This window comes from Deinococcus sp. (assembly GCF_018260555.1).
Classification (GTDB): Bacteria; Deinococcota; Deinococci; order Deinococcales; family Deinococcaceae; genus Deinococcus.
The window spans coordinates 1-21,810 of sequence record NZ_JAGLBB010000027.1 but is presented as its reverse complement, the minus strand read 5'-3'; the positions used below and the strand labels follow the sequence as shown (position 1 = coordinate 21,810).

The 21,810-nt window shown below is 68.8% G+C and carries 20 protein-coding genes and 1 tRNA gene; 13 read left to right on the top strand and 8 right to left on the bottom strand.

Annotated features, from left to right (window positions below; translation table 11 throughout):
- Window positions 1–220: 220 nt before the first annotated feature.
- The 5 genes from QZ271_RS07080 to QZ271_RS07060 all read left to right on the top strand — a co-directional run bounded on the left by QZ271_RS07080 (window position 221) and on the right by QZ271_RS07060 (window position 4,809).
- A complete protein-coding gene (locus QZ271_RS07080) occupies window positions 221–892 on the top strand; it encodes a hypothetical protein (protein WP_291430022.1) in 672 nt (223 codons plus the stop codon).
- Window positions 893–1,091: 199 nt separating this feature from the next.
- Window positions 1,092–2,474 carry a glutamate-1-semialdehyde 2,1-aminomutase gene (gene hemL, locus QZ271_RS07075; RefSeq protein WP_291430021.1) on the top strand — a complete coding sequence of 461 codons (1,383 nt, stop codon included), beginning with the start codon at window positions 1,092–1,094 and terminating at the stop codon, window positions 2,472–2,474.
- Window positions 2,471–2,899, top strand: coding sequence for a CoA-binding protein (locus QZ271_RS07070; protein ID WP_291430020.1), 429 nt, complete (start codon window positions 2,471–2,473; stop codon window positions 2,897–2,899). Before hemL ends, QZ271_RS07070 begins: the two co-directional genes overlap by 4 nt.
- Window positions 2,896–3,969 carry an NAD(P)-binding protein gene (locus QZ271_RS07065; RefSeq protein WP_291430019.1) on the top strand — a complete coding sequence of 358 codons (1,074 nt, stop codon included), beginning with the start codon at window positions 2,896–2,898 and terminating at the stop codon, window positions 3,967–3,969. Before QZ271_RS07070 ends, QZ271_RS07065 begins: the two co-directional genes overlap by 4 nt.
- A gap of 348 nt (window positions 3,970–4,317) precedes the next feature.
- Window positions 4,318–4,809 carry a tellurite resistance TerB family protein gene (locus QZ271_RS07060; protein WP_291430018.1) on the top strand — a complete coding sequence of 164 codons (492 nt, stop codon included), beginning with the start codon at window positions 4,318–4,320 and terminating at the stop codon, window positions 4,807–4,809.
- Between the two features lie 107 nt (window positions 4,810–4,916).
- Here QZ271_RS07060 and QZ271_RS07055 read toward each other — a convergent pair whose 3' ends face one another.
- The 3 genes from QZ271_RS07055 to QZ271_RS07045 form a co-directional block, all read right to left on the bottom strand.
- A complete protein-coding gene (locus tag QZ271_RS07055; RefSeq protein ID WP_291430038.1) occupies window positions 4,917–6,947 on the bottom strand; it encodes a DHH family phosphoesterase in 2,031 nt (676 codons plus the stop codon).
- Between the two features lie 65 nt (window positions 6,948–7,012).
- Entirely contained in the window at window positions 7,013–7,435 is a 423-nt protein-coding gene (locus QZ271_RS07050; RefSeq protein ID WP_291430017.1) for a hypothetical protein, read from the bottom strand.
- A gap of 243 nt (window positions 7,436–7,678) precedes the next feature.
- Entirely contained in the window at window positions 7,679–8,857 is a 1,179-nt protein-coding gene (locus QZ271_RS07045) for an S-layer homology domain-containing protein (protein WP_291430016.1), read from the bottom strand.
- A gap of 347 nt (window positions 8,858–9,204) precedes the next feature.
- Here QZ271_RS07045 and QZ271_RS07040 point away from each other — a divergent pair, with 347 nt between their 5' ends.
- From QZ271_RS07040 to QZ271_RS07030, 3 genes are all read left to right on the top strand, one after another.
- Window positions 9,205–9,927 carry a purine-nucleoside phosphorylase gene (locus QZ271_RS07040; protein WP_291430015.1) on the top strand — a complete coding sequence of 241 codons (723 nt, stop codon included), beginning with the start codon at window positions 9,205–9,207 and terminating at the stop codon, window positions 9,925–9,927.
- 154 nt (window positions 9,928–10,081) lie between these two features.
- Entirely contained in the window at window positions 10,082–10,879 is a 798-nt protein-coding gene (locus tag QZ271_RS07035; RefSeq protein WP_291430014.1) for an enoyl-CoA hydratase-related protein, read from the top strand.
- Window positions 10,872–11,909 carry a phosphohydrolase gene (locus tag QZ271_RS07030; protein WP_291430013.1) on the top strand — a complete coding sequence of 346 codons (1,038 nt, stop codon included), beginning with the start codon at window positions 10,872–10,874 and terminating at the stop codon, window positions 11,907–11,909. The genes QZ271_RS07035 and QZ271_RS07030 overlap by 8 nt, the downstream gene beginning before the upstream one ends.
- Window positions 11,910–12,126: 217 nt before the next feature.
- Here the strand turns inward: QZ271_RS07030 and QZ271_RS07025 are convergent, their stop codons facing one another.
- Window positions 12,127–12,453, bottom strand: coding sequence for a hypothetical protein (locus tag QZ271_RS07025; protein WP_291430012.1), 327 nt, complete (start codon window positions 12,451–12,453; stop codon window positions 12,127–12,129).
- A 184-nt stretch (window positions 12,454–12,637) separates the two neighbouring features.
- Between QZ271_RS07025 and greA the strand changes: the two genes are divergently transcribed.
- Window positions 12,638–13,108 (top strand): transcription elongation factor GreA, encoded by a 471-nt coding sequence (gene greA / locus QZ271_RS07020; protein WP_291430011.1) that lies wholly within the window; start codon window positions 12,638–12,640, stop codon window positions 13,106–13,108.
- A 345-nt stretch (window positions 13,109–13,453) separates the two neighbouring features.
- Here greA and QZ271_RS07015 read toward each other — a convergent pair whose 3' ends face one another.
- Both QZ271_RS07015 and prfA read right to left on the bottom strand, forming a co-directional pair.
- Window positions 13,454–13,948, bottom strand: a complete 495-nt coding sequence (locus QZ271_RS07015) for an NUDIX hydrolase (RefSeq protein WP_291430010.1) — start codon at window positions 13,946–13,948, stop codon at window positions 13,454–13,456.
- Window positions 13,935–15,053 carry a peptide chain release factor 1 gene (gene prfA, locus QZ271_RS07010; protein WP_291430009.1) on the bottom strand — a complete coding sequence of 373 codons (1,119 nt, stop codon included), beginning with the start codon at window positions 15,051–15,053 and terminating at the stop codon, window positions 13,935–13,937. The genes QZ271_RS07015 and prfA overlap by 14 nt, the downstream gene beginning before the upstream one ends.
- Window positions 15,054–15,447: 394 nt before the next feature.
- Between prfA and QZ271_RS07005 the strand changes: the two genes are divergently transcribed.
- Window positions 15,448–16,410, top strand: a complete 963-nt coding sequence (locus tag QZ271_RS07005; protein WP_291430008.1) for a homoserine dehydrogenase — start codon at window positions 15,448–15,450, stop codon at window positions 16,408–16,410.
- Between the two features lie 259 nt (window positions 16,411–16,669).
- Here the strand turns inward: QZ271_RS07005 and QZ271_RS07000 are convergent, their stop codons facing one another.
- The gene (locus tag QZ271_RS07000; RefSeq protein ID WP_291430007.1) at window positions 16,670–17,668 is read right to left on the bottom strand and encodes an SIS domain-containing protein; all 999 of its coding nucleotides are present in this window, start codon (window positions 17,666–17,668) and stop codon (window positions 16,670–16,672) included.
- 251 nt (window positions 17,669–17,919) lie between these two features.
- Window positions 17,920–17,996 (bottom strand) — tRNA-Arg (locus QZ271_RS06995).
- A gap of 40 nt (window positions 17,997–18,036) precedes the next feature.
- Between QZ271_RS06995 and QZ271_RS06990 the strand changes: the two genes are divergently transcribed.
- From QZ271_RS06990 to QZ271_RS06980, 3 genes are all read left to right on the top strand, one after another.
- Window positions 18,037–19,950, top strand: coding sequence for a peptidylprolyl isomerase (locus QZ271_RS06990; RefSeq protein ID WP_291430006.1), 1,914 nt, complete (start codon window positions 18,037–18,039; stop codon window positions 19,948–19,950).
- Window positions 19,951–20,074: 124 nt separating this feature from the next.
- A complete protein-coding gene (gene trpS, locus QZ271_RS06985; RefSeq protein ID WP_291430005.1) occupies window positions 20,075–21,073 on the top strand; it encodes a tryptophan--tRNA ligase in 999 nt (332 codons plus the stop codon).
- A 40-nt stretch (window positions 21,074–21,113) separates the two neighbouring features.
- Window positions 21,114–21,810: segregation/condensation protein A (locus QZ271_RS06980; RefSeq protein ID WP_291430004.1), on the top strand; the 697-nt coding region annotated here is incomplete at its 3' end.

Genomic DNA, 21,810 nt, shown 5'->3' with positions numbered 1-21,810 from the left:
ATCCGGGGAGCGGGTACGTACCTGAACGCATGACACGGATTCCGTCTGTTTCGTTTTCAGCCCGCCCAGGCACCGGGTTGCCAGAGGGGGTTGGAGAGGTTGACCTGCTCGGCTCGACTCCGCTCGGATTGACGAGGTTCACACACCATTCCACCGGGGTGGGCATGAGGCAGAGCGGCGGCCAGAAAGGCAGCCAACGCTGGAGCGGGCGGGGGGGCGCGTGAGGGCCAGGCGCGGGCCCGGGTGCGGCTGCCTGGGCTGCGGAGGCGGCCTGCTGGTGCTGGCGCTGCTGGGCGGACTGGCGTGGTTCCTGGTGATTCAGCCGGCCCGGTCGTTCCTGGCGAACTGGCAGACGCCCACTCCTACCACGCAGGGCCAACAGACGGGCCAGCAGACGGACACCCAGGCGCAGTCACCGCAGGGTCAGACCGGCGCGACAGAGGCGGGGAGCGCCGCGCCGCTCACGCGGGCCGAGGTGCAGCAGTTCGTGCGGGTGCGCCGGAAAGTGAGCGCCGCGATGGGGGGTTCCTTCAGTGGGGTGCAGCGGGTGTGGACCGACGTTCAAAGCGGCCAGAACCCGAATCTGCTTCAGGTGGTGGCGGTCCTGCGTGACGCGGGCAGCAGTGTGGGCGCGGCGCGGCAGACGCAGGCGGCGGCGCTGGCGGCCGAGAAGATGACGCCGGAACGGTACGCGCAGGTGCGGGCCGGAGTGAACCGCGCACTCGGCGTGCCGAACATTGATTTCGCGCGGGCAGCGCAGGCGCTTCAGAGTGGTCAGTTACCGGACCTGAACCGCGACGTGCAGACCGGCACGGCGCAGGAGCGGGCGCTGGTGCGGCCCTTCCAGAAGGAATTGACGGACACGGCCGCGCTGGGCCTGCTGGGCCTGTAGTCCAGGCGGGGCGGTGGCTGGCGGCAGGAATTGAACGAACCCGCCTCTTACCGCCTGCCGCCGCGCTTTCTGGCCCCATTCTGGATGCCCCGCCGGGTCTTCATGATTCGTTGAATGTCGCGCCACGCCGCGCTGCCGACGGGCGTTGTGTGTGCGCGCCGCCGCACTCGCCTCATGGGCCTCCGCTAAGGTGAACGTCATGAAGACCTCCCCTGTTTCTGCCGTCCTGCCCGCGCCGACCGCGCAGTCCGAGGCGCTGTTCGCGCGGGCGCGCGCCGTCACGCCCGGCGGGGTGAACAGCCCGGTACGGGCCTTTCGCAGCGTGGGTGGCACGCCACGTTTTATAGCCAGCGCGCAGGGCGCGTACCTGACGGACGCCGACGGCACCCGCTACCTGGATTACATCGGGTCGTGGGGTCCGATGATCCTGGGGCACAACCTCCCGGCAGTGCGTGAAGCGGTGGCGGACGCCCTGCAGTTCGGCACGAGTTTCGGCGCGCCCGGCGAGCGTGAGGTGCTGCTGGCCGAGCAGGTCACGCGCCTGACCGGCGTGGACCGCGTGCGTTTCGTCAGCAGCGGCACCGAGGCGACCATGAGCGCCCTGCGACTGGCGCGCGGCGCGACGGGCCGCCGGTTCATCCTGAAGTTCCGCGGGAACTACCACGGGCACGCGGACGGCCTGCTCGTCGAAGCCGGGAGCGGCCTGATGACGAACGAGGGACACCTGGGCGCGGCGGCCCCCAGCAGCGCGGGCGTGCCCGAGGAGTACGCGCGCCTGACGCTGGTCAGCGAGTACAACGACCCGGCGGCGCTCGACGCGCTGCTGGCCGAGCGGGGGCACGAACTGGCGGCCGTGATCTTCGAGCCGGTCGTGGGGAACGCCGGGGTGCTGGTGCCCACGCCGGAATTCCTGGCGGCGCTGCACCGCGTGAAGGATCACGGGGCGCTGCTGATCGCCGATGAGGTCATGACCGGGTTCCGGCTGTCACTGAACGGCGCGACCGGGCTGCTGGGCCTGCAACCGGACCTGATCTGCTGGGGCAAGATCATCGGCGGGGGCCTGCCGGTCGGCGCGTACGGTGGCCGGGCCGACGTGATGGACTTCGTGTCCCCGCAGGGGCCGGTGTACCAGGCGGGCACGCTCAGCGGGAACCCGCTGGCGATGGCGGCGGGCCTGGCGACCCTGGGCGCGCTGGAGAATGACCCGGGTCTGTACGCGCGGCTGGACGCCTACACGGCGCAGCTCGCCTCGGGTCTGAAGGCGGCGGCGCAGGCGGCGGGCGTGCCGGTCAGCGTGAACCGGGTGGGCAGCATGCTCACGGCCTTCCACCAGGACGTTCCGGACGGACATGTGCGCACCTACACCGACGCGGCCCGCAGCGACACGGCCGCCTTCGCCCGCTGGTTCCAGGGGATGCTGGCGCGCGGCGTGTACTGGGCGCCCAGCCAGTTCGAGAGCATCTTCGTGAGCGGCGCGCACGGCGACACGGAACTGAACGCCACGCTGGAGGCCGCGCAGGCCGCGTACCATGACCTCGGGACCCACGAACCTGGGGCGCGTGAGCTGGGAGCCGGCGTATGACCCTCCTGACGCAGACAGAGCAGATCGTGAACGTCCTGAGCACCCACAAGGTCATCGCGGTGGTCGGCTTTCACCATGACAGCGTGAAACCCGCGTACTACGTCCCGGAGTACATGCACCGCCAGGGGTACACCATCATCCCCGTGAATCCGGCGCTGGCCGAGCGCGGCGAGAGTTACTTCGGGCAGCGGGTGGTGTCCACGCTGGCCGAGATCGGGGTGCCGGTGGACATCGTGGACATCTTCCGCCGCAGCGACAAGGTGAAGGAGCACGTGCCGGACATCCTGGCGATGGTGCCGCCCCCGAAGGTCGTGTGGCTGCAACTCGGCATCCGCGACGACGCTGTGGCCGCCGAACTGAGCAAGTGCGGGATGGACGTGGTGCAGGACCGCTGCCTGCTCGCGGATCACCGCGCGCTGCTGTGAGCGGTCAGGACGTGCTGGTGGTCGGCGCGGGCCTGGGCGGGCTGGCCTTCGCCCATGACGCCGCCCGCGCGGGCCTGCGCGTGCGCCTGCTGGACAAGGCGCGAGGCGTGTCCGGCCGGGCCGCGACGCGCCGCGTGACCCTCCCGGACGGGCAGGAGGCGCACCTGGATCACGGAGCGCGCTTCTTCACGGCCCGCAGCGACCGCGCCCGTGCCCTGGCCGAGGGTGGCGTGCGAGACGGCTGGAACGCCGTCTGGACACTCGGGATGGCCCGCTGGCAGGCCGGAACCGTCACCGTGCCGCCAGACGGGCACCCCCGCTACGCGCCCCCGGCGGGCATGAGTACCCTGGGCCGCACGCTGGCACGCGGGCTGGACGTGACAACGGGCGTGACTGTGACCAGCCTGCAACGCCTGAACGCCACCCGGGGCGGCTGGCGCGTACACTCGCGTGAGGGGCTGTACTGGGACGCCGCGACGCTGATCCTGAACCTCCCGGCTCCGCAACTCCTGACTCTGCTGGCCACACTGGACCCCGCCAGCCCCGCCGCCAGCCCCGCCGCCGGCCCGGCCGCCCGGCACGCCCAAGGCTCGGCCGGGGCGGCGCAGCAGGCCAGACTGGTCACGTACGACCCGTGCTGGGCGGCGGGTGTGATGCTGCGCCACGACGTGTCCGCCGACTGGAGCGCCCTGCGCCCCGAACATCCGGTCCTGGAATGGATCGCACGCGAGCACACCAAACGCCGGGACGGCGCGCCCCCTTCACTGACGCTGCACGCCACGCCCGCGTGGAGCCGCGCGAACCTGGAACGCACGCCCGAGCAGGTGCTGCCGGACCTGCTGGCCGCCGCGCAGGAGATTCTGGGACCGCTGGACACGGCGCAGGTCTTCGCGCACCGCTGGCGGTACGCCATCCCGGCCGTCACGGCCCCCGGTCCCTGCCACTGGGACGCCACGCTGAACCTGGGCTGGTGCGGCGACTGGTTCACCCCCGACCCCCACGGCCCGCGCGTGGAAAGCGCGCTGCTCAGCGGCTGGACCCTGGCGCGCCGCGTGACCGGCACGGCCTGATACGACGGCCTGACACGGTCTGCGGTTGATCCGGAACTGCACCGAATGAACCCGGGCGGATGCAAGTAGGAAACGGTGGCGGAATGGAGCGAAGTCTGTATCATACGGATTCCGATTGATCCGGTGCACTTCTGAATCAATCCGAGCGGACGCGAGTAGGAACAGCATACGGAGTCCGCGGTGTGGAGCCGCAGGCGGCGCTTTTCCGACTGTGGTGGAATGGAGCGGACTCCGTATCAGTGCGCGGGCAGGGCGCGTCCTGCGGGCGTTTCCCCTGCGGGCACACCGGGGCCCGTCACGCAATCCCGCATGCATCTCAGCGTCCTGGGCCCTAGGATGCCTCTAGGCATGACCGCCCGGCATGCGCCGGAAAAGGAGCACATCATGGGATTCCTGAAGAACCTGAAGGACCGCGCCCAGCAGGGCCTCGACGCTGCCCAGAAAGGCTGGGGGCAGTTCAACAACGCCAAGTTCGCGGACGCCGTCATGGCCGCCAGCGCCCTGATCAGCGCCGCTGACGGACGCATCGACCCCGAGGAGCGGCGCAAGACAGCCGCGTTCATCATGAGTTCCGACAAGCTCAAGGCCTTCGACGTGAGCGTGCTGGCCGCCAAGTACGACGCGCACTGCGACACCATGACCCGCGACCCGGACTTCGGGAAGATCAACCTGCTCCAGGCAGTCGGGAAGGTCGCCAAGGACGCCGTGGAGGCCCGTACGGTCGCCCAGGTCGCCCTGCTGATCGCCACCGCCGACGGCAACTTCGACGAGAGCGAGCAGAAGATGGCGCGTGACATCATCCACGCCCTGAAACTCCAGCCCAGCGAATTCGGGCTGTAACAGCCGGGTGGGGCCGCGCGTGTGTAACGCCGCGCCTGCCCCGCTTCCGTGAATGTCAGACGGATTGCGATCGATCCGGACCCGCAGCGGATCAATCGCAATCCGGATCAGTCGGCGCTGACCGTTTCTTGCTCTGGCACGGCTAGACCCAGCATGGCGTGCACGCTGGCGCTCCAGCCCTCGTCGTCCAGGGTGCGCCAGTGGTGCGCCCACTGCCAGCGTCGGTAGGCGTCGGCCGCAGCCTCCAGGCCGCCCTCGGCTTCCAGCAGGGGGTTGCCGGGCGGGGTGCTCAGGTGGTGGTGGGTCAGGCTGCCTTCCAGGTCGGACAGTGTCCGGGGTCCGAACGCGAATGACACGCGCCCCTGGCTGGCCCAGCGGCGCAGGTCGTCCTCGGGCGGCAGGGCGTACAGGATCAGTTCGCCGCCGGGGTGCGCCTCGCCCGGGCCGGTCAGGGTGAGGCCCGGCACGTTGTCGCTCAGGTACGCGGCGATGGGACCGCTCGCGTGGGCGGCTGCCCCGGCGCGCAGGTGGTCCATGGCGGCTTTCGGGTCAAGGCGCGGGTAGGGTCTGGGGGCGGGCGGCGCGTCGAGACGCAACCTGGCCGGGGCCCGCAGCGCCTGCCCGTGGAATTCCAGGCGGGTCTGGCCGCGCCACTCGCTGCTCACGAGCTGCGCGGCCAGGTCCCGTTCCCCGCCGGTGTCGTCGGTCTCGTCGAACTTGATGCCGCGCAGGCCCGCCACCTTGAATTGCAGGCTGTTGCCTTTCTTGCCGACCAGCCGGGTGTCGGTCAGGGTGTCGCGCAGGTGCCACAGCGGCAGCGGATGACCCTCGCCGAACGGTTCGAAGGTGGCGGCCTCGGCCAGGAGGTCCAGAGAGGCCCCCAGGCCCGGCAGCGGCGCGTCCAGGCGCACGCGGGGGTGTGGCGTGGGGAACTGCCGGGCGTAGTCGTGAATGCGGTCCCGGAACGCGCCGATGTTGGCCGGGTCGATGGAGAACCCGGCGGCGCCCGGGTGCCCGCCGTAGCGCTTGAGCAGGTCTTGGCTAAAGCGCAGGCCCTGCACGGCGCTGATGCCGGGCGTGCTGCGGACCGAGCCCTTGCCCTGCGCGATGATATACACGGGCTTGTGGTACGTCTCCAGCAGTTTGCTGGCCACGATGCCCATCACCCCGGCGTGCCAGTCGGGATGCGTGACGACCAGCGCCGGGTCGGCGGGGTCCGCGATGCCCAGGGCCTGCGCGAACATGTCGTCTTGCAACTTGCGGCGTTCCAGGTTCCGGATTTCCAGGTACTCGGCGAGGCGGCTGGCCTCGTGCGGACTGCGCTGCGTGAGCAGGTCCAGGGCCACGTCGGCCTCGCCCATGCGCCCGGCGGCGTTGATGCGCGGCGCGAGAATGAACGCCACGTCCCGCGCGGTGGGCCTGCGCACCCGTCCGGAGTCCAGCAGGGCGCGCAGGCCCGGCAGTTCCGTGACGGCCAGGGCGTCCAGTCCGGCGCGGACCAGGGCGCGGTTCTCGCCGATCAGGGGGGCTACGTCGGCCACAGTGCCCAGCGTCGCCAGGGCCGTGTAGGCGCGGGGTTCCGGCAGGCCGAGCAGCTTGTGCACGGCCCACAGCAGGTGGTACGCCACGCCAGCGCCCGTCAGGTTGTGCAGGTCGTGGTTAAAGTCGGTGGTCAGGTGCGGGTGAACGACCAGCGCGTCCGGGAATTCATCGCCGGGCGCGTGGTGGTCGGTCACGATCACCTGCGTGCCGTGGTCCAGCAGCGCGCGGATCTCGGCGTGGTTGGTCACACCGCAGTCCACCGTGACGAGCAGGTCGCAGGCGGCGGCGTGCTCCGGCACGCGGTCCGGGTGAACGCCGTACCCCTCGTTCAGGCGGTGCGGAATGAAGCCGTGCACATCGGCGTTCAGTTCCCGCAGGCCCAGCACCAGAGTGGCGGTGGCGCTCACGCCGTCCGCGTCGTAATCCCCGTGAATGCGGATGCGTTTGCGCTCGCGGATGGCCCGCACGATCCGTCCGGCCGCTTCCCGCAGGGCCGGGTTGGGTGTCAGGGTCAGCGGGGGGTCCAGCAGGGCGGCGTTCAGGCCACGCCCGCTCAGCACCTGTGCCAACGGAGGCGACACCCGCCACAGGCGCATGGTGTCCAGCAGTTGCTCACGGCTGGCGGGCGGCGCGAGCACCCACTCCAGGTCCGGGCGGACGCTCACGGAGCCCTCCCGGCCACTTCGGCACCCGTTCCCGAAAGCGTCGGCGTGACAGGCGTCGGCGTGACAGGGGACTCGGCCGGCAGCGCTGGCATGGCAGAGGATTGCGTGGCGGGCGGTTGCATGGCCGACAGCCGCGCCTGAAGGGTCGCGGTCAAGCGTTCCTCAGTCTCGCGGCGCAACCGGGCCTCACCCTGACGGCGCAGCCTCTCACGCACCAGACCCGGCAGTAACAGCAGTGCCATGAACAGCGCCCCCATCAGCAGAAACAGGCTGACACTCACCCCGACCGACACGCTCATCTCACCCCGGCCGGTCGGCAGGGGCAGGCGGACCAGTTCAGGGTTCTCCAGCGTGAACAGGGCCAGGTAGGCGGCGATGCCCAGCAGCAGCAGCACCTGAAGGAAGGAAACGAGGCGCATACCCCCTCAGTCTACCCCCCTGCACCGATATGTATGGACTGCGGTTGAACGGCGTATCAGGCCGTTCAACCTGATCGGATGCGAGTGTGAGCCAGGCGGGCGCCGGGCGTGGGGTCGGTAGTCCGGCGCAGGGCGAGCTGTGCACTGGGTAAACGGAGCCACACCATTGAGACAGCAGAAAAACGGCCCCCCAGGTGGGAGGCCGTCCATTCGTGACCCGGTGTGCGGATCAGCAGGTAGGGATCAGAAGAAGAACTTAACCCCGGCCTTGCCGCCGAAGTTGAAGCCGCCACTCTTGGGGTCGTTGCCCGTCAGGCCCGTGGCGAATCCGTTGTTGCTCAGGTAGTACTTGCCGTTGGCTTCCACGAACGCGGAGACGCTGTCCGTGATGCGGTAGTCCACACCCAGCAGGGCGTTGGCGTAGATGTCCGTGCCACTCTGCGTGGTGTTGGTGCGCTTCTGGCTGCTGGTCAGGCCAAGGCCCGCACCGACGTAAGGAGTCACGTTGCCGCCAGTGGTGATGTCATACGTGGCGCTGATGTCGCCGCTGATGCCGTTCCAGCCGGGCTGGTAGTCGGCCGAGACACGCACGCCGACGGGGCCAATCACGTTGCTGGAGCCGACAACGACGCCGCCAGTCACGCAGTAGTTAACTCTGGGCTTGTTCTTATCGAACATGTTCAGGCACTCGGCGCCCGTCGCGGTGGACTTGGCTCCCAGCGTCACGCCGGCGTACAGGCCACGGCCGCCGTTCATGCCGGTATCGGTCGAGGTGGGCTCACCGATCACGACGGTGCCGGTGGTGGGGGCGGTGATGGGCGTCACAGTACCGGTGGCACCGGCAACGCCAGCAGGACCGGCAGGGCCCTGGGGGCCGACGGGACCCTGGGGGCCGGCAGGACCGCGGGGGCCGGCGGGGATGTTACGGACGGCCGCTTCGAGCGCGTCGATGCGGGCAGTCAGGGCGGCGGTGTCGGCGGTCGCGGCGCCGTTACCCATGCTGTCAATCTTGGCTTCGAGGGCGTCGATGCGGGCCTGCTGGTCGGCGCTGAGTTTCTCGAGGTCAGTCACGCGGCTGGCGATAGCAGCCAGTTCGGTGCTGACTTCCTGCATGCCCTTGGCGACGGTGGTCATGTCGCCCTGGCTCATGCCGCACTCGCTCATGGCGCCGCTCTGGAGGAGGCGGTAGAAGATCAGGGCAGCCTGGTAGCGGGTCAGGTTCTCGTTGCCGCGGAAGGTGCCGTCGGGGAAGCCCTGAATCAGGCCGCACTTGACGATCACGTCAACGGCGTCTTTGGCCCAGTGGCCGGCGGGCACGTCACTCAGGGTGACCCGTGCGGGGGCGGCGGTGGTGGTGGTCTGGGCGCTGGCAGCGCCGAGGCTCAGGGCCAGGGTGGACGCGATGATCAGTGATTTGCGCATGTTGGTTCTCCTTGGGTGTTTGGTACGGGACATGGGACCTGTCTTCCCGATTTCCTACTCTTCACCGTAGGCATCAGCGGTGAGGAATTTGTGAATTTCTGCACGGTTGGCCTTTGGGTCAGGCGCACAGAACAGCCTCAATAACCCTTTATTGGGAATTATGAGTGGTAAATGTCAGAGAGGTCATTTTACGTGAGCGGCCTGAAAGGCTTTCACCACGAACTTTTTCAGTTTTATATGAGAAGTCTGTCGGAGCGTACACGTCGCCTCCTCATGAGAAAAGACCCAGGAGCGGGGTTCCCGACAGATGCCCAAACTGGCCCGCCGAGGCCCCATATACTCGCCCGATGAGCCAGATTCATGTTCGCGCCCAGCCCGGAGACGTGGCTCCGTACGTTCTGCTGCCCGGCGATCCCAACCGCGCCCGTCATATCGCCAGCACCTACCTGGAAGGTGCCCGTGAGTACACCAGCCACCGGCAACTCCTGGGCTTCACCGGCACCTACCAGGGGGTGCCCGTCAGCGTGCAGACCACCGGCATGGGCTGCCCCAGCGCCGCCATCGTGACCGAGGAACTCGCGCGGCTGGGGGCCCGCACCCTGATCCGCGTGGGCACCCTGGGCGGCGCGACCCCCAGCGTCGCGCCCGGCGACCTGGTGATCGCCACGGCCGCCGTCCCGAACGACGGCACCACCCGCCAGATGCTGGGCGGCGCGCCGTATGCCCCGGCTGCCAGTTTCGAGGTCGTGGAGGCCAGCGTGAAGGCCGCCCGCCAGCTCGGTGCGCCGCACCACGTGGGCCTGGTCATGACCGAGGACGCCTTTTACGCCAGCATCCCCGAGCACGCGCGCCTGTGGGCAGGCCGGGGCGTGCTGGGCTTCGAGATGGAAGCCAGCGCCATCTTTCTGGTCGCGGCGCAGCGCGGCCTGCGGGCCGCGTGCCTGACGGCGTGCAGCAACGATATCGGCGATCCGCAACTGGTGCCCGACGCGGTGCTGGCGGCCGGCGTGAACCGCATGGTGCGCGTAGCATTGGACGCCATCGTGACGCTGGCTGCCGACACGCAGTAACGCAGTCGCAGGCACGCAGTAACAGGCACGGCTGTGCGCCGGACGTGCGGGACATCCTCCCGTGACCGCCTTCACGGGGCCGCCTGCACGGCATGGCGGCGCTGTTCGTGAGGTACGCTCCGCGTGGCCGCGCGGGCTGTGGCAGGATAACCTCATGACGCAACTCGACGAACTGGAATTCGATAACGTGCAGATCGACCAGCATGGCCCCATCGCCGTGCTGACCATCAACCGCCCCCGGGCGCTGAACGCCCTGAACGCCGATACCCTCTCGGAGATCGCGCAGGCCGTGAACGTCATCATCGAGGACGCCGAGGTGGGCGTGCTGATCATCACAGGCGCGGGCGACAAGGCCTTCGTGGCGGGCGCTGATATCAGCGAGTTCGGCGACTTGGAAGGCGTGTACGACGGGCGCGAACTGGCGCTGGCCGGGCAGGACGTCATGCATCAGATCAGCAGTCTGCCCATTCCCGTGATTGCGGCCGTGAACGGGTACGCGCTGGGCGGCGGACTGGAACTCGCGCTGGCCTGCGACGTGCGCGTGGCCGCCACGACCGCCCGTCTGGGCCTGCCGGAAACCAGCCTGGGCCTGATTCCCGGGTTCGGCGGCACGCAGCGCCTGCCGCGCCTGATCGGCACGGGCCGCGCGCTGGACATGATCCTCACGGGCCGTCAGGTCAAGGCCGACGAGGCGCTCGGCATGGGCCTCGTGAACTACGTGGCCGACAACGCCCTGACCCGCGCGCGCGAGATCGCCGAGGCCATGCTGAAAAATGCGCCCATCGCCATCTCGCTGGTCAAGGAAGCCGTGCGGCGCGGCATGGATACCACCCTGGAAGGCGGCCTGGAAATCGAGGCGGACCTGTTCGGCATGACCGTCGCCACCAAAGACTTCCGCGAGGGGGTGGACGCCTTCTTGAACAAGCGCCCGGCGGCGTTCCAGGGTGAGTGAAAAGGGCGGCCCCTCGGACGCGAAGGGCAACCCCAAGAAGTTCCGCCTGAGTGTGCAGAGCGGCTTTGTGAGTGACGTCGAAGGCCATACGCCGCCCGCGCCGGGCCGTGAGGACAGCGCCACCCCCAACGGCCAGCGCGTCGTGGAGTTCACCACGCCCCGCGCCAAGCTGATCGAGGAGGCCGACAGCGCCATCCGCGCCGACCTGGTGTCGTACCCGCGTGCCCTGGCGGCGTACGAGGCCCTGCGCGGCGACCCGGAAGCCCTGGCGCACTGGGACATGGCGAACTACATCACCATGCGCAAGTTGGGGTACAACGACCACGGGCGCGTGCACGCGTTCATCACGGGTGCGGCGGCCATGGCGATCACGGAACTGCTGCTGGAAGGCAGCGTGAAACCCGACCTGATGGACAGCGGCGTGGGCGACCCCGACGACGTGTTCCTGACCGTGATTCTGGGCACCATGCTGCACGACATCGGCAACCAGATTCACCGGGCCGGGCACGAGGCGCACGGCGTGGCACTGGCCCAGCCGATCCTGGACCGCATCATGGGACCGCTGTACCCGGACCCGTTCAAACGCACCAAGGTCCGCTCGTTCATTCTGGGAGGGATCAACTGCCACGACCTGAATCCCGCCCCGCTGACCATTGAGGGCGGCATCGTGGCCGTCGCGGACGGTACGGACATCACCAAGGGCCGGGGCCGCAAGGCATTCAGCCTGGGCAGCGTGGACATCCACTCGATCAGTGCGCTGGCCGTGGATCAGGTCGTTATCGAGAAGGGCCGCGACAAGCCGGTGCTGATCAGCGTGACCATGAACAATTCGGGCGGCATCTTTCAGGTCGAGGAGATTCTGGCCCCCAAGGTCATCCGCACGCCGCTGCGCCCGTTCGTGGAACTGCGCGCCACGACCCGCCCACAGGGTGACGAGCAGATCCTCTCGAAGGTCCGCCTGGACGGCGATCACTTCGTGATGGACCTTGACAGCGGCGAGCAGGTTGCAGTCGAGGTCATGGACTCGTAGCCACAGCCGCCGCAGTGGGCGGCCGAAAAGCCGCGTCTGCGGCGGCCTGTCTACTCCGGGCCAGACTGTCTGTCCTCTGACTCGCGTCCTCTCGTATTGAATGGCTTTACCAGCCATACCACCGGAGTCGGCCCGAGCAGCGACAGCCCCTGACGGCCGCCGACAGTCAGACGTACAACCCCCCGACCAGATCAGCGGTCGGGGGGGCTGTGGTGGGTTACTTCCCGGTGCGGGGGAGCAGGGTGGTGCGGGCGGGGCCGCCGTCCACGCCACCGCTGCGGTGCGCGCCGTCACCGCCCTGCGCGCGGCCTTCGAGGTCGCTGTCACCGTCGTTGTTGGGGGTGCCCTGGCGGTCTTCGAAGTCGTGGCCGCCCAGCACGCCGTCATTGAAGCCCGGCTGGTCGTTGGGGTTGGTGCTGTCGGCAGAGGCGGCGCCGCGCAGCAGGCTCTCGGCGGCCATCTTGTCCTGCACCAGTTCGGCGGTGGTGCCGTCGTCTCGCACTTCGCCCTCCGGGGCGTACTCGGAATCGTTCTTGCGGGTCATGGTGCCCAGCGTACCCGCCGCTGCGCCGGGGTGCGTGGGGAGCCGCTGAGGGCGTCCTTCATCATCACTACCTGCGCCGCCCGCCACCGCGATGCAGAGGCGCCCGAGTACCGAGTGGCCGATCCGTGAGAGGCGGCCACCGCACAGACATCCTGAGCACCCGAAGCTCTATACTTGACTGTCTATGACGAAAGAACGCATCACCATGACCCCGCGCGGGTATGAAAAACTGCTCGAAACCCTTCACTTCCTGAAAACCACCAAGCGTGAGGAAATCTCCGAGAACATGGGCCGCGCCATTGCCGACGGCGACCTGCGGGAAAGTGCCGCCTACGACGAGGCCCGCATGCAGCAGTCCGAGAACGAGGCCCGCATCTCGGAACTGGAAAGCCAGCTGGAACGCTCGGTGATCATCGAGGAAGACAGCAGCGGCGGCGCTGGCCTGGGCGCCACGGTCACCGTGAAAGACGCCAGGGGCAAGGAGCACAAGTTCGAACTGGTCGGCACCTACGAGGTGGACGTTCTGAACGGCAAGATCAGTGACGCCAGCCCCATCGGGAAGGCCCTGGCAGGTCGTAAAGCCGGCGAGAAGGTCGCGGTGCAACTGCCCAAGGGCACTGCCGAGTTCGAGATCCTGGCCGTCGAATACATGTAGGACGGACTCGGATTGAACGGTCTTTGCAGTCCATTCAATCCGAGCGAAGCGATACGGATTCCGATTGATTCGCTGCAGTTCTGAATCAATCCGAGCGGACGCGAGTAGGAACAGCATACGGATTTCGCGTTATGGAGCCGCAGGCGGTGTCTTCCCGACTGCGGCGGAATGGAGCGGAATCCGTATGAGTGGGAGCAGAAGCGGGTTCTGGGCGTTTCACTGGCAGCCCGGGGCGTTGGCGGGTCCCGAGCGAACCAGACGGCCGTTCACATGACACGCCGCAGATCAGGCTCCCTGTCCACGTGAAAGGAAGCCTGATCTGCGGCGGTGAACCTGGCACGGTGCTTACGGGCGGGGTTTGAGCGTCGGTATGCGCAGGCCTCCCCGACCGTCCCAGCCTTTGAAGGCGTAGAAGCGTCCGGGTTCGCCGGTTTTCAGGAAGTCACTCAGAGGTTCACGCATGGGCGGCGACTCGATCAGGTCCAGCGCTTCTTCCAGGGTGCAGAAGCGCGCCTCGACGATGAAGCCGTCCGGGTCGGCGGGGTTCAGCAGGCCGTCCCAGGTGGCCTCGAATGCCACGGCGATGGCGCGCTCGCCGCGCCGCTCGTCCTCGATGTGCACGGTGTAGGCCATGTGCTTGATGCCCGTGAGTTTCAGGCCGGTTTCCTCGAAGATCTCGCGGTACAGCGCTTCCGGGAGGGTCTCGCCGGGTTCCACGACCCCGCCGGGCAGGGTGTGACGCACGCGCCCGTGGCCCTGCCAGTCGTTCCCGACCAGCAGCACCCGACCGAAGCGGTCGCGCAGGATCCCGGCGGCGACCAGCAGGTCACGCCGCGCCATGTGAGGTCTCCTGGGCGTCGCGGGCGGCCATGTCCATGAGTTGCAGTTCACGCTGGGCGCGGGCCAGGGCGGCCACGATGGGCGCGACGTTCCCGGCGATCACGCTGTCGAGCGGGTAGTTCTTGTCGTCGCCTTCGAGGCGGTGGTCGGTGACGCGGTTTTGCGGGTAGTTGTACGTGCGGATCTTCTCGCTGCGGTCGCCGCTACCGACCTGCGAGGCCCGCTGCGAGCGTTCGCGTTCCTCGCGGGCGGCGCGTTCCCGCTCGGCGAGGCGCGAGGCGAGGACCACCAGGGCCTTCTCGCGGTTCTTGATCTGCGAGCGGCCGTCCTGGCACACGACCATGATCTCGTCGGGCGTACCGGCGCGGTACACGGCGCGCACGGCCGAGTCGGTGGTGTTCACGCCCTGCCCGCCCGCGCCCTGCGAGCGGAACACGTCGATGCGGACCTCGGACAGGTCGAGTTGCACCTCGTCCTCCTCGACTTCGGGCAGGACGGCGACCGTGACGGTACTCGTGTGAATGCGGCCCTGGCTTTCGGTGGCGGGTACGCGCTGCACCCGGTGAACGCCGCGCTCCCAGCGCAAGGCGCGGAAGGCGCCGTGCGAGCCGGGGCCGCCCGTGACTTCCGCCACGACCCGGCTGGCCCCGCCCAGGTCGCTCTCGTTGGCGTCCAGGACGTTCAGGCGCAGGCCCGCACCTTCCACGTAGCGGGTGTACATGCGCAGCAGGTCCATGACGAACAGGCCCGCCTCGGCCCCGCCCGCCCCGGCGCGCAGTTCCAGGATCACGTCCCGGCTGTCGTCCGGGTCGGTGGGGAGCAGCAGCAGCACCAGTTCCGATTCAATGTCCGTCAGGCGGGTTTCCAGGGGCGCAATCTCGCTGGCGGCCAGTTCACGCATGTCCGGGTCGCTCAGCAGTTCGCGCGCGCCGTCCAGGTCGGCCTGCACGCTGTCACGTTCGCGCAGCAGCGTGACCAAGGGCAGCAGTTCGCGGTGGCGGCGGGTCAGGCGGGCGTACTCGCGGGTGTCGGCCAGCGCGGCCGGGTCGCCCAGGGCGCGCTCGACCATACCGAACTCGGCGGCCAGTTCCGTCAGGCGGCTCATGCGGTGGGGGTCCGGGCCGCCCCGCGGGTGTACCCGCGCGGGCGTGCTCCTGGGGGACCGTGAAGGTCAGGGCGGAGGGAAGTCACAGGCAACATGAACGCAGTCTAGCGTCCCACCCTAGACGGAAATGGGCCCGGCGCGGCGCTGTGGGTTTTGACTGATACGGATTCCGATTGATTGGGTGCAGTCCCGAATCAGTCCGAGTGGAGGCGAGTAGGAACAGCAGACGCCCCTTCGCGGTATAAAGCCTCAGGCGGCGCTGTTCCGACTGTGGTGGGATGAAGCGCAGTCCGTCTGGAAGGCTTCACGTCCGGGCAACCGGGGTGCTCCGGGCGGGGCCCACACCTATCCCGCCCCTCCGGCCCGGCGCGGACCGGGCGCTACAGTCGGGCGCATGAGAACCGTGACTGTGGGCATGCTCGGCTGTGGCACCGTGGGGCAGGATGTCCTGAATCTGATTGAACGCCGTGAAGCGATCTTCGCGGACCTGGGCGTGCGCATCGAGATCGTGGGCGTCCTCGTGCGCGACACGACCCGCGAACGCCGCATTCCGGCCGGAACGCCCCTGACCACCGACCCCGCCTTCTTGCAGGAGTGCGAGGTCGTGATCGAGGCGCTGGGCGGCGTGGACCTTCCCATGACCATGCTGCGGCCCTACCTGCGCTCCGGGCGGCCCGTCATCACGGCCAACAAGGCCCTGCTGGCCGAATGCTGGGACGAACTGCGCGATTACGCCCTGAACGGCAAACTGTACTACGAGGCGTCCGTGATGGCCGGCACGCCCGTCATCGGCCCCATGAGCACCGTGCTGCGCGCCAGTACCTTCACGCGCCTTCAGGCCGTGCTGAACGGCACCTGCCTGTACATCCTGACGCAGATGGAAGGCGGCCGGGATTATGCCCAGGCGCTCGCGGAAGCGCAGGCGCTCGGGTACGCCGAGGACCCCCCCACCCTGGATGTCGGCGGATTCGACACCGCGCACAAACTCACGGTCCTGGCCCGCTTCTGCGCGGACGGGAACTTCCGATACGACCGCGTGCAGGTGCAGGGCATCGAGCACGTCACGCAGGCCGACATTCAGGCCGCCCGCGCCCGCGGGGAGCGCATCAAGCTGGTTGCGGAACTCGAATCCGTGAATGGCGAGTGGCAGGCCCGCGTCGCCCCGCAATCCCTGCCCGAAACGCACCCGCTGTGCACCGCCGGCGCCAGCCGCAACGCCATGGTCTACGAGGGCGAGGAGTGCGGCTCCCTGATCTTCGCCGGGGGCGGGGCCGGCGGCCTGGTCACTGCCAGCGCCATGGTCGGCGACCTGCTCGACCTGCTCATCGGCTTCCCCGGCCACGTTCCCCTGCACTGATGGGACCGCTGGACTGATGGGACCGCTGGACTGATGGGGCCGCTGGACTGATGGGAGCGGGGCGCGGGAGGCAGGACGCAGCTGTTCTCCACCGTGCCCTGCTTCCCGCGCCCCGCAAACGGATTATACGGATTCCGCTCCATTCCACCACAGTCGGAAAAGCGCCGCCTGCGGCTCCATACCGCCCAATCCGTATGCTGTTCCCACTCGCATCCGCTCGGATTGATTCAGAACTGCACCGAATCAATCGGAATCCGTATTACTCGTCTAGGTCGTCCTCGTCGAGTTCCACGTCGCCCACGTCCTGATCGTCCGCCCAGTCTTTCAGGACGTTGGTGCGGCGCAGGTCGTCGCGGGGCGCGGCCAGGCGGGCGTTCTCGCGGTCCTCGCCGCTCATGACGCCCTGCGCGCGGCCCAGGACCGGCAGGTCGCCGGGTTCGACCTCGTAGCGCTCGGCGAGGTACGCGGCGACCCACGCGCCGAAGTACCACAGGGCCAGCGTGGCGGGGTAGCCGACGGCGCCGTCCGGGTACGGCACGTGAATGATCTCGTCGATGCGGCTTTCGAGGATCTCGCGGGCCAGCATCAGGGTGTCGTCGGCGTCCCCGAGGATCAGGGCGACCCGCGCGTCTCCCTTCTCGTGCTGCGCTTCGAACGCACCGGTCACGAAGGGCAGCGGGTCGCCCAGCACGGGAACGCTCAGGGTCTTGCCGGTGCGGGCCAGCAGGTGCTGCCATGCGTGCGGGAGGGCCTCGGCCTCGGGCGCGGCGAGCAGCAGGGGCGTGCGGCCCCACAGGCTCCAGGCGAGGTCACGGGCGGGGTTGTTCTCGGTGACGTGCGGCGCGCAGCGTGCGGCCAGGTCGCCCAGCAGGGCGTCGGCGGCGGCGGCCTCGTCGCTGTGGCCGCTGGCGTGCGCGACGAACTGCGCAAAGTGGTACGTGGCGAGCGGCCCGCCGGGCACCAGCACGTCGATCTCCTCGGGGGTGCCGCCGGTCGCGACCCGGCGGGCATTCGCGCCGGCCACGACGGCCAGATCGGCGTAATCGGTGGCCAGAGCGCTGGCGTCGGGGCTGCCAAGTACGAACTGCGTGCCGCCCCGCGTGAGGCTGCTGGCGATCAGGGTCTGGGCGATGGCGGCGGCCAGGGCGCCTTCACCCACGCCAACCAGGCCGTAGGGAGCCTCGTCGGGGCGGGCAGGGCCGGCGTACGAGCCGGGCAGCGTTTCAAGCAGTGTCAGGAGGTTGATCGGGGCACTCATGCGTGACAGCGTACAGGGCGCGGCGGGTGTGGGGGGAGAGGCGCGCCGCAATCGCCCTGGCCGGGCCCCCAGGTGTGCCGGACGGCGAAAAAGAATGTTGCAGACGCCGTTTCCGGCTTTACGCCCGTTTAACCGTGCGTGCTAGAATCCGGCGCGTGCGACTTCCGGACCAGCCTGTCACGGCCTGCGCCCCGCGGGCGGAACTCTCAACGTAAACACCACCCGCGAGGGTGGCGTTCCGGGAATCGGTGTGGTGCACTCGACTGGACTTGAACCAGTGGCCTTTGGCTTCGGAGGCCAACGCTCTATCCACCTGAGCTACGAGTGCATAGCTCGCGTACCCTAGCACCTTGCATGAAGGAGATCAAGTGAAAAACAAGAAATTCGTGAACGGCCTGCTGGGTGTTCTGGCCCTGCTGCTGGTGGTGGGCATGGCCTACCAGTTCACCCCGAACCTGGGCTCGCTGTTCAACCGGCAGACCGGTACGCCCGCCCTGACTGTGAACGGCACGACCGTGACCGTCGAGGCGCTCGAAGCGGCCCGCCGCGCCAACCCTGTGCTGGCCAGTACCGATACCGGCGTGCTGGGCGACGACTTCAAGACCTTCGTGGTCGCGCAGCAGATTCGTCAGACGCTGGTGCAGAACGCCGTGAAAGGCGTGAAGGTCAGCCGCGCCGATGTGGCCGCCAAGGTCAAGGAAGTCCGCGAGGCCAACCAGCTGACCGACAACAAGGCCTGGACGGACGCGCTGCAGGGCGCGGGCCTGACCGACAGCTCGTACCGTGAGCAGGTGCGCCAGAGTCTGGCCGTCGAGCGCCGCGTCGAGGAGATCAAGAAGGCCGTGCCCGCCGCGACCGACGCGGAACTTCAGGCGTACTACGACCTGAACCCCGGCAAATTCCAGACGGACGCCCGCATCCAGGGCCGTCAGATCGTCGTGGCCGACAAGGCCAAGGCTCAGGCCCTGCTGAAGCAGGCGCGGGGCGGGGCGGACTTCGCCGCGCTCGCCAAGGCCAACAGCACCGAGTTCGGTGAGCGCGGCGGCGCGCTCGGTCCTGTCGAGAACGGCGTGCCGCGCCCCGTGGCGCAGGTGGCGCTGCCCGCCGAGGTGGGGGCCGCTGCGTTCGCTCTGACCAGCGGCGGCCTGACCGACGTGATCGAGAGCGGCGGCAAGTTCTACATCGTGAAGGTCGAGAAATACCTCGCGCCCGCCGCCAAGCCCTTCGCGGATGCCAAGACCGACATCACGGCGGCTGTGAACGAGCAGAAGAAGAACGCCGCCGTCGAAGCGTGGGCGACTGGCCTGGAAAAAGACGCCAAGATCGAGTTCAAGGACCCGAACTGGAAGGTCGAGGACCCCACTGTGGCGACCGTGGCCGGGCGGGACATCCCGTACTCGAAAGCCGTGGAGCAGGTCGTGAACAACCAGCAGTTCTCGGCGCTGCTTCAGCAGGTGCAGCCTGAGCAGGCCTCGCAACTCGTGAACTCCATCCTGAAACCGCAGGTGGTGCAGCAGCTGATCCAGGGCTACGCCGCGCCGACCATCGCCGAGCGCCTGAAACTCAATCTGACCGGCACGCAGCAGGAGATCGCCGCCGGAATCGCCGCGTACGGCGCCCGCAACGTGAAGGTCACGGACGCCGAGGTGCAGGCGTTCTACATGAAGAACGCCGCGCAGTTCCAGACCCCCGCCAGCGGCACCGTGTTCGAAGCCAGTTTCAAGGACGAGGCCAAGGCGCTCGCGTTCCGCAACAGCTACGACGGCGGGGCCGACTTTAACGCCGCCGCCGTGAAGGCCGGCGGAACCGTCAGCGAGCGCGGACAGGTCACGGCCGGCGACGGCAAGCTGGACGCGGCCCTGGACGCCGCCGTGTTCACGGCCAAGGACCTGCGAAGCGCGGGGGAAGGCAGCCTGAGCGACCCCGTGAAGGTCGGGGAGCGGTACTCGGTGGCGTACGTGACGGACCTGAAGCCCGCCGCCACGCAGCCCCTGAGCGCCGTGAGCGAGCAGATCAGGTCGCAGGTGCTGTCGCAGAAGCAATCGGAAGAAGGTCAGAAGTTCCTGGCCGCGCAGGTCGCCACCCTGAAACCCAAGGATAACCTGAAGGCCGTGCTGGCCGCGCAGCAAAAGCGCGTGGACGCCGCCGCGCCCAAGGCCGCACCCAACAAAGACAGCGCCGGGCAGGACAGCACCAGTCAGGACAGCGCCGCCCCCGCCACGGACAGCAAGACGCCCGCCAAGGACGACAAGGCCCCGGCGGCCCCCCCCGCCGACAGGTAACCTCTCCTCCCCTGCTCCGGCCCCGCTCTGCGCGGGGCTTTTTCGTGTTGCCGGGCCCGGTGGCCTGGGCCGCACGCGTGGCCGCCTGCTGTTCGTGTGCGGCGCCCGCTAGAATCACGGGGTTATGCCGCGTGTCTTTTCAGGAATCCAGCCAACCGGTGAGCCTCATATCGGAAATTACTTCGGGGCCATGCGGAACTACGTGCGGTTGGGCGAGACGTTCGGGAAGAACTCCATCTACTGCGTGGTAGACCTGCACGCCATCACGAACCCCGCGTCGTTCGAGCCGGCGCTGCTGGCGCAGCGGACCTTCGAGATGGCGCTCGCGAACTTCGCCGTGGGTCTCGACCCCAGCCGGGTCACGTTCTTCGTGCAGTCGCATGTGCCCGAGCATCAGGAACTCGCGTGGATCTTCACGACCGTGACGCCCGTGGGGGAACTGGAACGCATGACGCAGTACAAGGACAAGTCCGAGCAGCTAGCCAGCGTACCGGCGGGCCTGCTGATGTACCCGGCACTCATGGCGGCCGACATCCTGCTGTACAAGGCCGATACCGTGCCGGTCGGTGAGGACCAGACGCAGCACATCGAGCTGACGCGCGAGATTGCCCGGAAGTTCAACCACGCGTTCGGGGAGACCTTCCCGGAACCGAACGCCGTGTACGAACAGCAGGCCCTGCGGATTCCCGGCGTGGACGGCAACGGCAAGATGGGCAAGAGCAAAGGCCCGGGCAGCACCATCGGCATTCTGGAACCGCTGGACGCCATCTGGCAGAAACTGCGGGTCGCGCCGACCGACCCGGCCCGCGTGCGCCGCACCGACCCGGGCAACCCGGACGTGTGCCTGATCTTCGATTACCACAAGCTGTTCAGCACCCTGGACACGTTGCAGACCGTGGACGCCGGGTGCCGCACCGCCGGGATCGGCTGCATCGACTGCAAGAAGACGCTGCTGGCCGGCATGACCGAGCACCTGAGCCCCATTCACGAGCGGGCCGAGGCGCTGAAGGCCGACCCGGATTTCGTGCGTGACGCGCTCGCGCAGGGCGCCAGGGAGGCGCGCGCCACCGCGCAGCCGATCATGGAGGAAGTCCGCGAGAAAGTCGGGTTCCTGAAACTCTGAATGCCGCGCCCATGACCGCCGATCCCGTAACCGCTGCCCTGTGACCGCCTCGCCCAGCCTGCCCTCCCCTGCCCCGCCGCTTCCGGCCGGAGCGGGATTCACGGTGTCGCTCCCGACGTTTACGGGCAGCCTGACGGACCTCGCGTCGGCGCTCAGGGCGGGGCGGGTCGGGCCGGGCGAGGTGCCACTGCTCCACCTCACGCGGGACGTGCTGGCGTGGGCGCAGGCCGTGACGGGTGGCCCCCTGAGCGCCTGGCCGGACCTGCTGCCCACCCTGGCCGCCGTCATCGCCCTCAAGGCCCGGCTACTGCTCCCGCAACCCGAGCCGGACGACCCTGAACCGGGCGGCGAGTGGGACGAGCCGCCGGGCGACACCCTGGGGGGCGTACTGGGAGGCGTGGAGGCCCTGGCGGAACTGGACGCACTGGTGGGCTTCCTCGCCGCGCGCCGCCGCGAACGCGAGGGCCTGATTCCAGCGCAGGCCGCGCCCCTGAACCTGCCGCGCCGCGAACGCCCCCGCAACCCGCAGGGTAGCCTCGCGAAGCTGGTCAGGGCCGCGCAGAACGCTGTGCGTCAGGTCGAGGTGCCCCTGCTGGCCCGCGACCGCCTGAGCCTGGCCGACGCACTGGTCGCCCTACGCGCCTTTGGCACGCGCCTGCGGACCTTCACGTTCCGGGGCATCCCCACTCAGGACTGGGGCGAACAGACCACCTACTTCGCCGCGCTGCTCGAAGGCG

Excerpts from the sequence above, each read along its gene's own strand:
- QZ271_RS07025 (WP_291430012.1), bottom strand. The coding sequence starts at position 12,453 with ATGACCCGCAAGAACGATTCCGAGTACGCCCCGGAGGGCGAAGTGCGA.
- QZ271_RS07050 (WP_291430017.1), bottom strand. The coding sequence starts at position 7,435 with ATGCGCCTCGTTTCCTTCCTTCAGGTGCTGCTGCTGCTGGGCATCGCC.
- QZ271_RS07005 (WP_291430008.1), top strand. The coding sequence starts at position 15,448 with ATGAGAACCGTGACTGTGGGCATGCTCGGCTGTGGCACCGTGGGGCAG.
- QZ271_RS07055 (WP_291430038.1), bottom strand. The coding sequence starts at position 6,947 with ATGCGCCTGTGGCGGGTGTCGCCTCCGTTGGCACAGGTGCTGAGCGGG.
- greA (WP_291430011.1), top strand. The coding sequence starts at position 12,638 with ATGACGAAAGAACGCATCACCATGACCCCGCGCGGGTATGAAAAACTG.
- QZ271_RS07035 (WP_291430014.1), top strand. The coding sequence starts at position 10,082 with ATGACGCAACTCGACGAACTGGAATTCGATAACGTGCAGATCGACCAG.
- trpS (WP_291430005.1), top strand. The coding sequence starts at position 20,075 with ATGCCGCGTGTCTTTTCAGGAATCCAGCCAACCGGTGAGCCTCATATC.
- QZ271_RS07045 (WP_291430016.1), bottom strand. The coding sequence starts at position 8,857 with ATGCGCAAATCACTGATCATCGCGTCCACCCTGGCCCTGAGCCTCGGC.
- QZ271_RS07060 (WP_291430018.1), top strand. The coding sequence starts at position 4,318 with ATGACCGCCCGGCATGCGCCGGAAAAGGAGCACATCATGGGATTCCTG.
- QZ271_RS07000 (WP_291430007.1), bottom strand. The coding sequence starts at position 17,668 with ATGAGTGCCCCGATCAACCTCCTGACACTGCTTGAAACGCTGCCCGGC.
- QZ271_RS07040 (WP_291430015.1), top strand. The coding sequence starts at position 9,205 with ATGAGCCAGATTCATGTTCGCGCCCAGCCCGGAGACGTGGCTCCGTAC.
- prfA (WP_291430009.1), bottom strand. The coding sequence starts at position 15,053 with ATGAGCCGCCTGACGGAACTGGCCGCCGAGTTCGGTATGGTCGAGCGC.
- QZ271_RS07070 (WP_291430020.1), top strand. The coding sequence starts at position 2,471 with ATGACCCTCCTGACGCAGACAGAGCAGATCGTGAACGTCCTGAGCACC.
- QZ271_RS07015 (WP_291430010.1), bottom strand. The coding sequence starts at position 13,948 with ATGGCGCGGCGTGACCTGCTGGTCGCCGCCGGGATCCTGCGCGACCGC.
- hemL (WP_291430021.1), top strand. The coding sequence starts at position 1,092 with ATGAAGACCTCCCCTGTTTCTGCCGTCCTGCCCGCGCCGACCGCGCAG.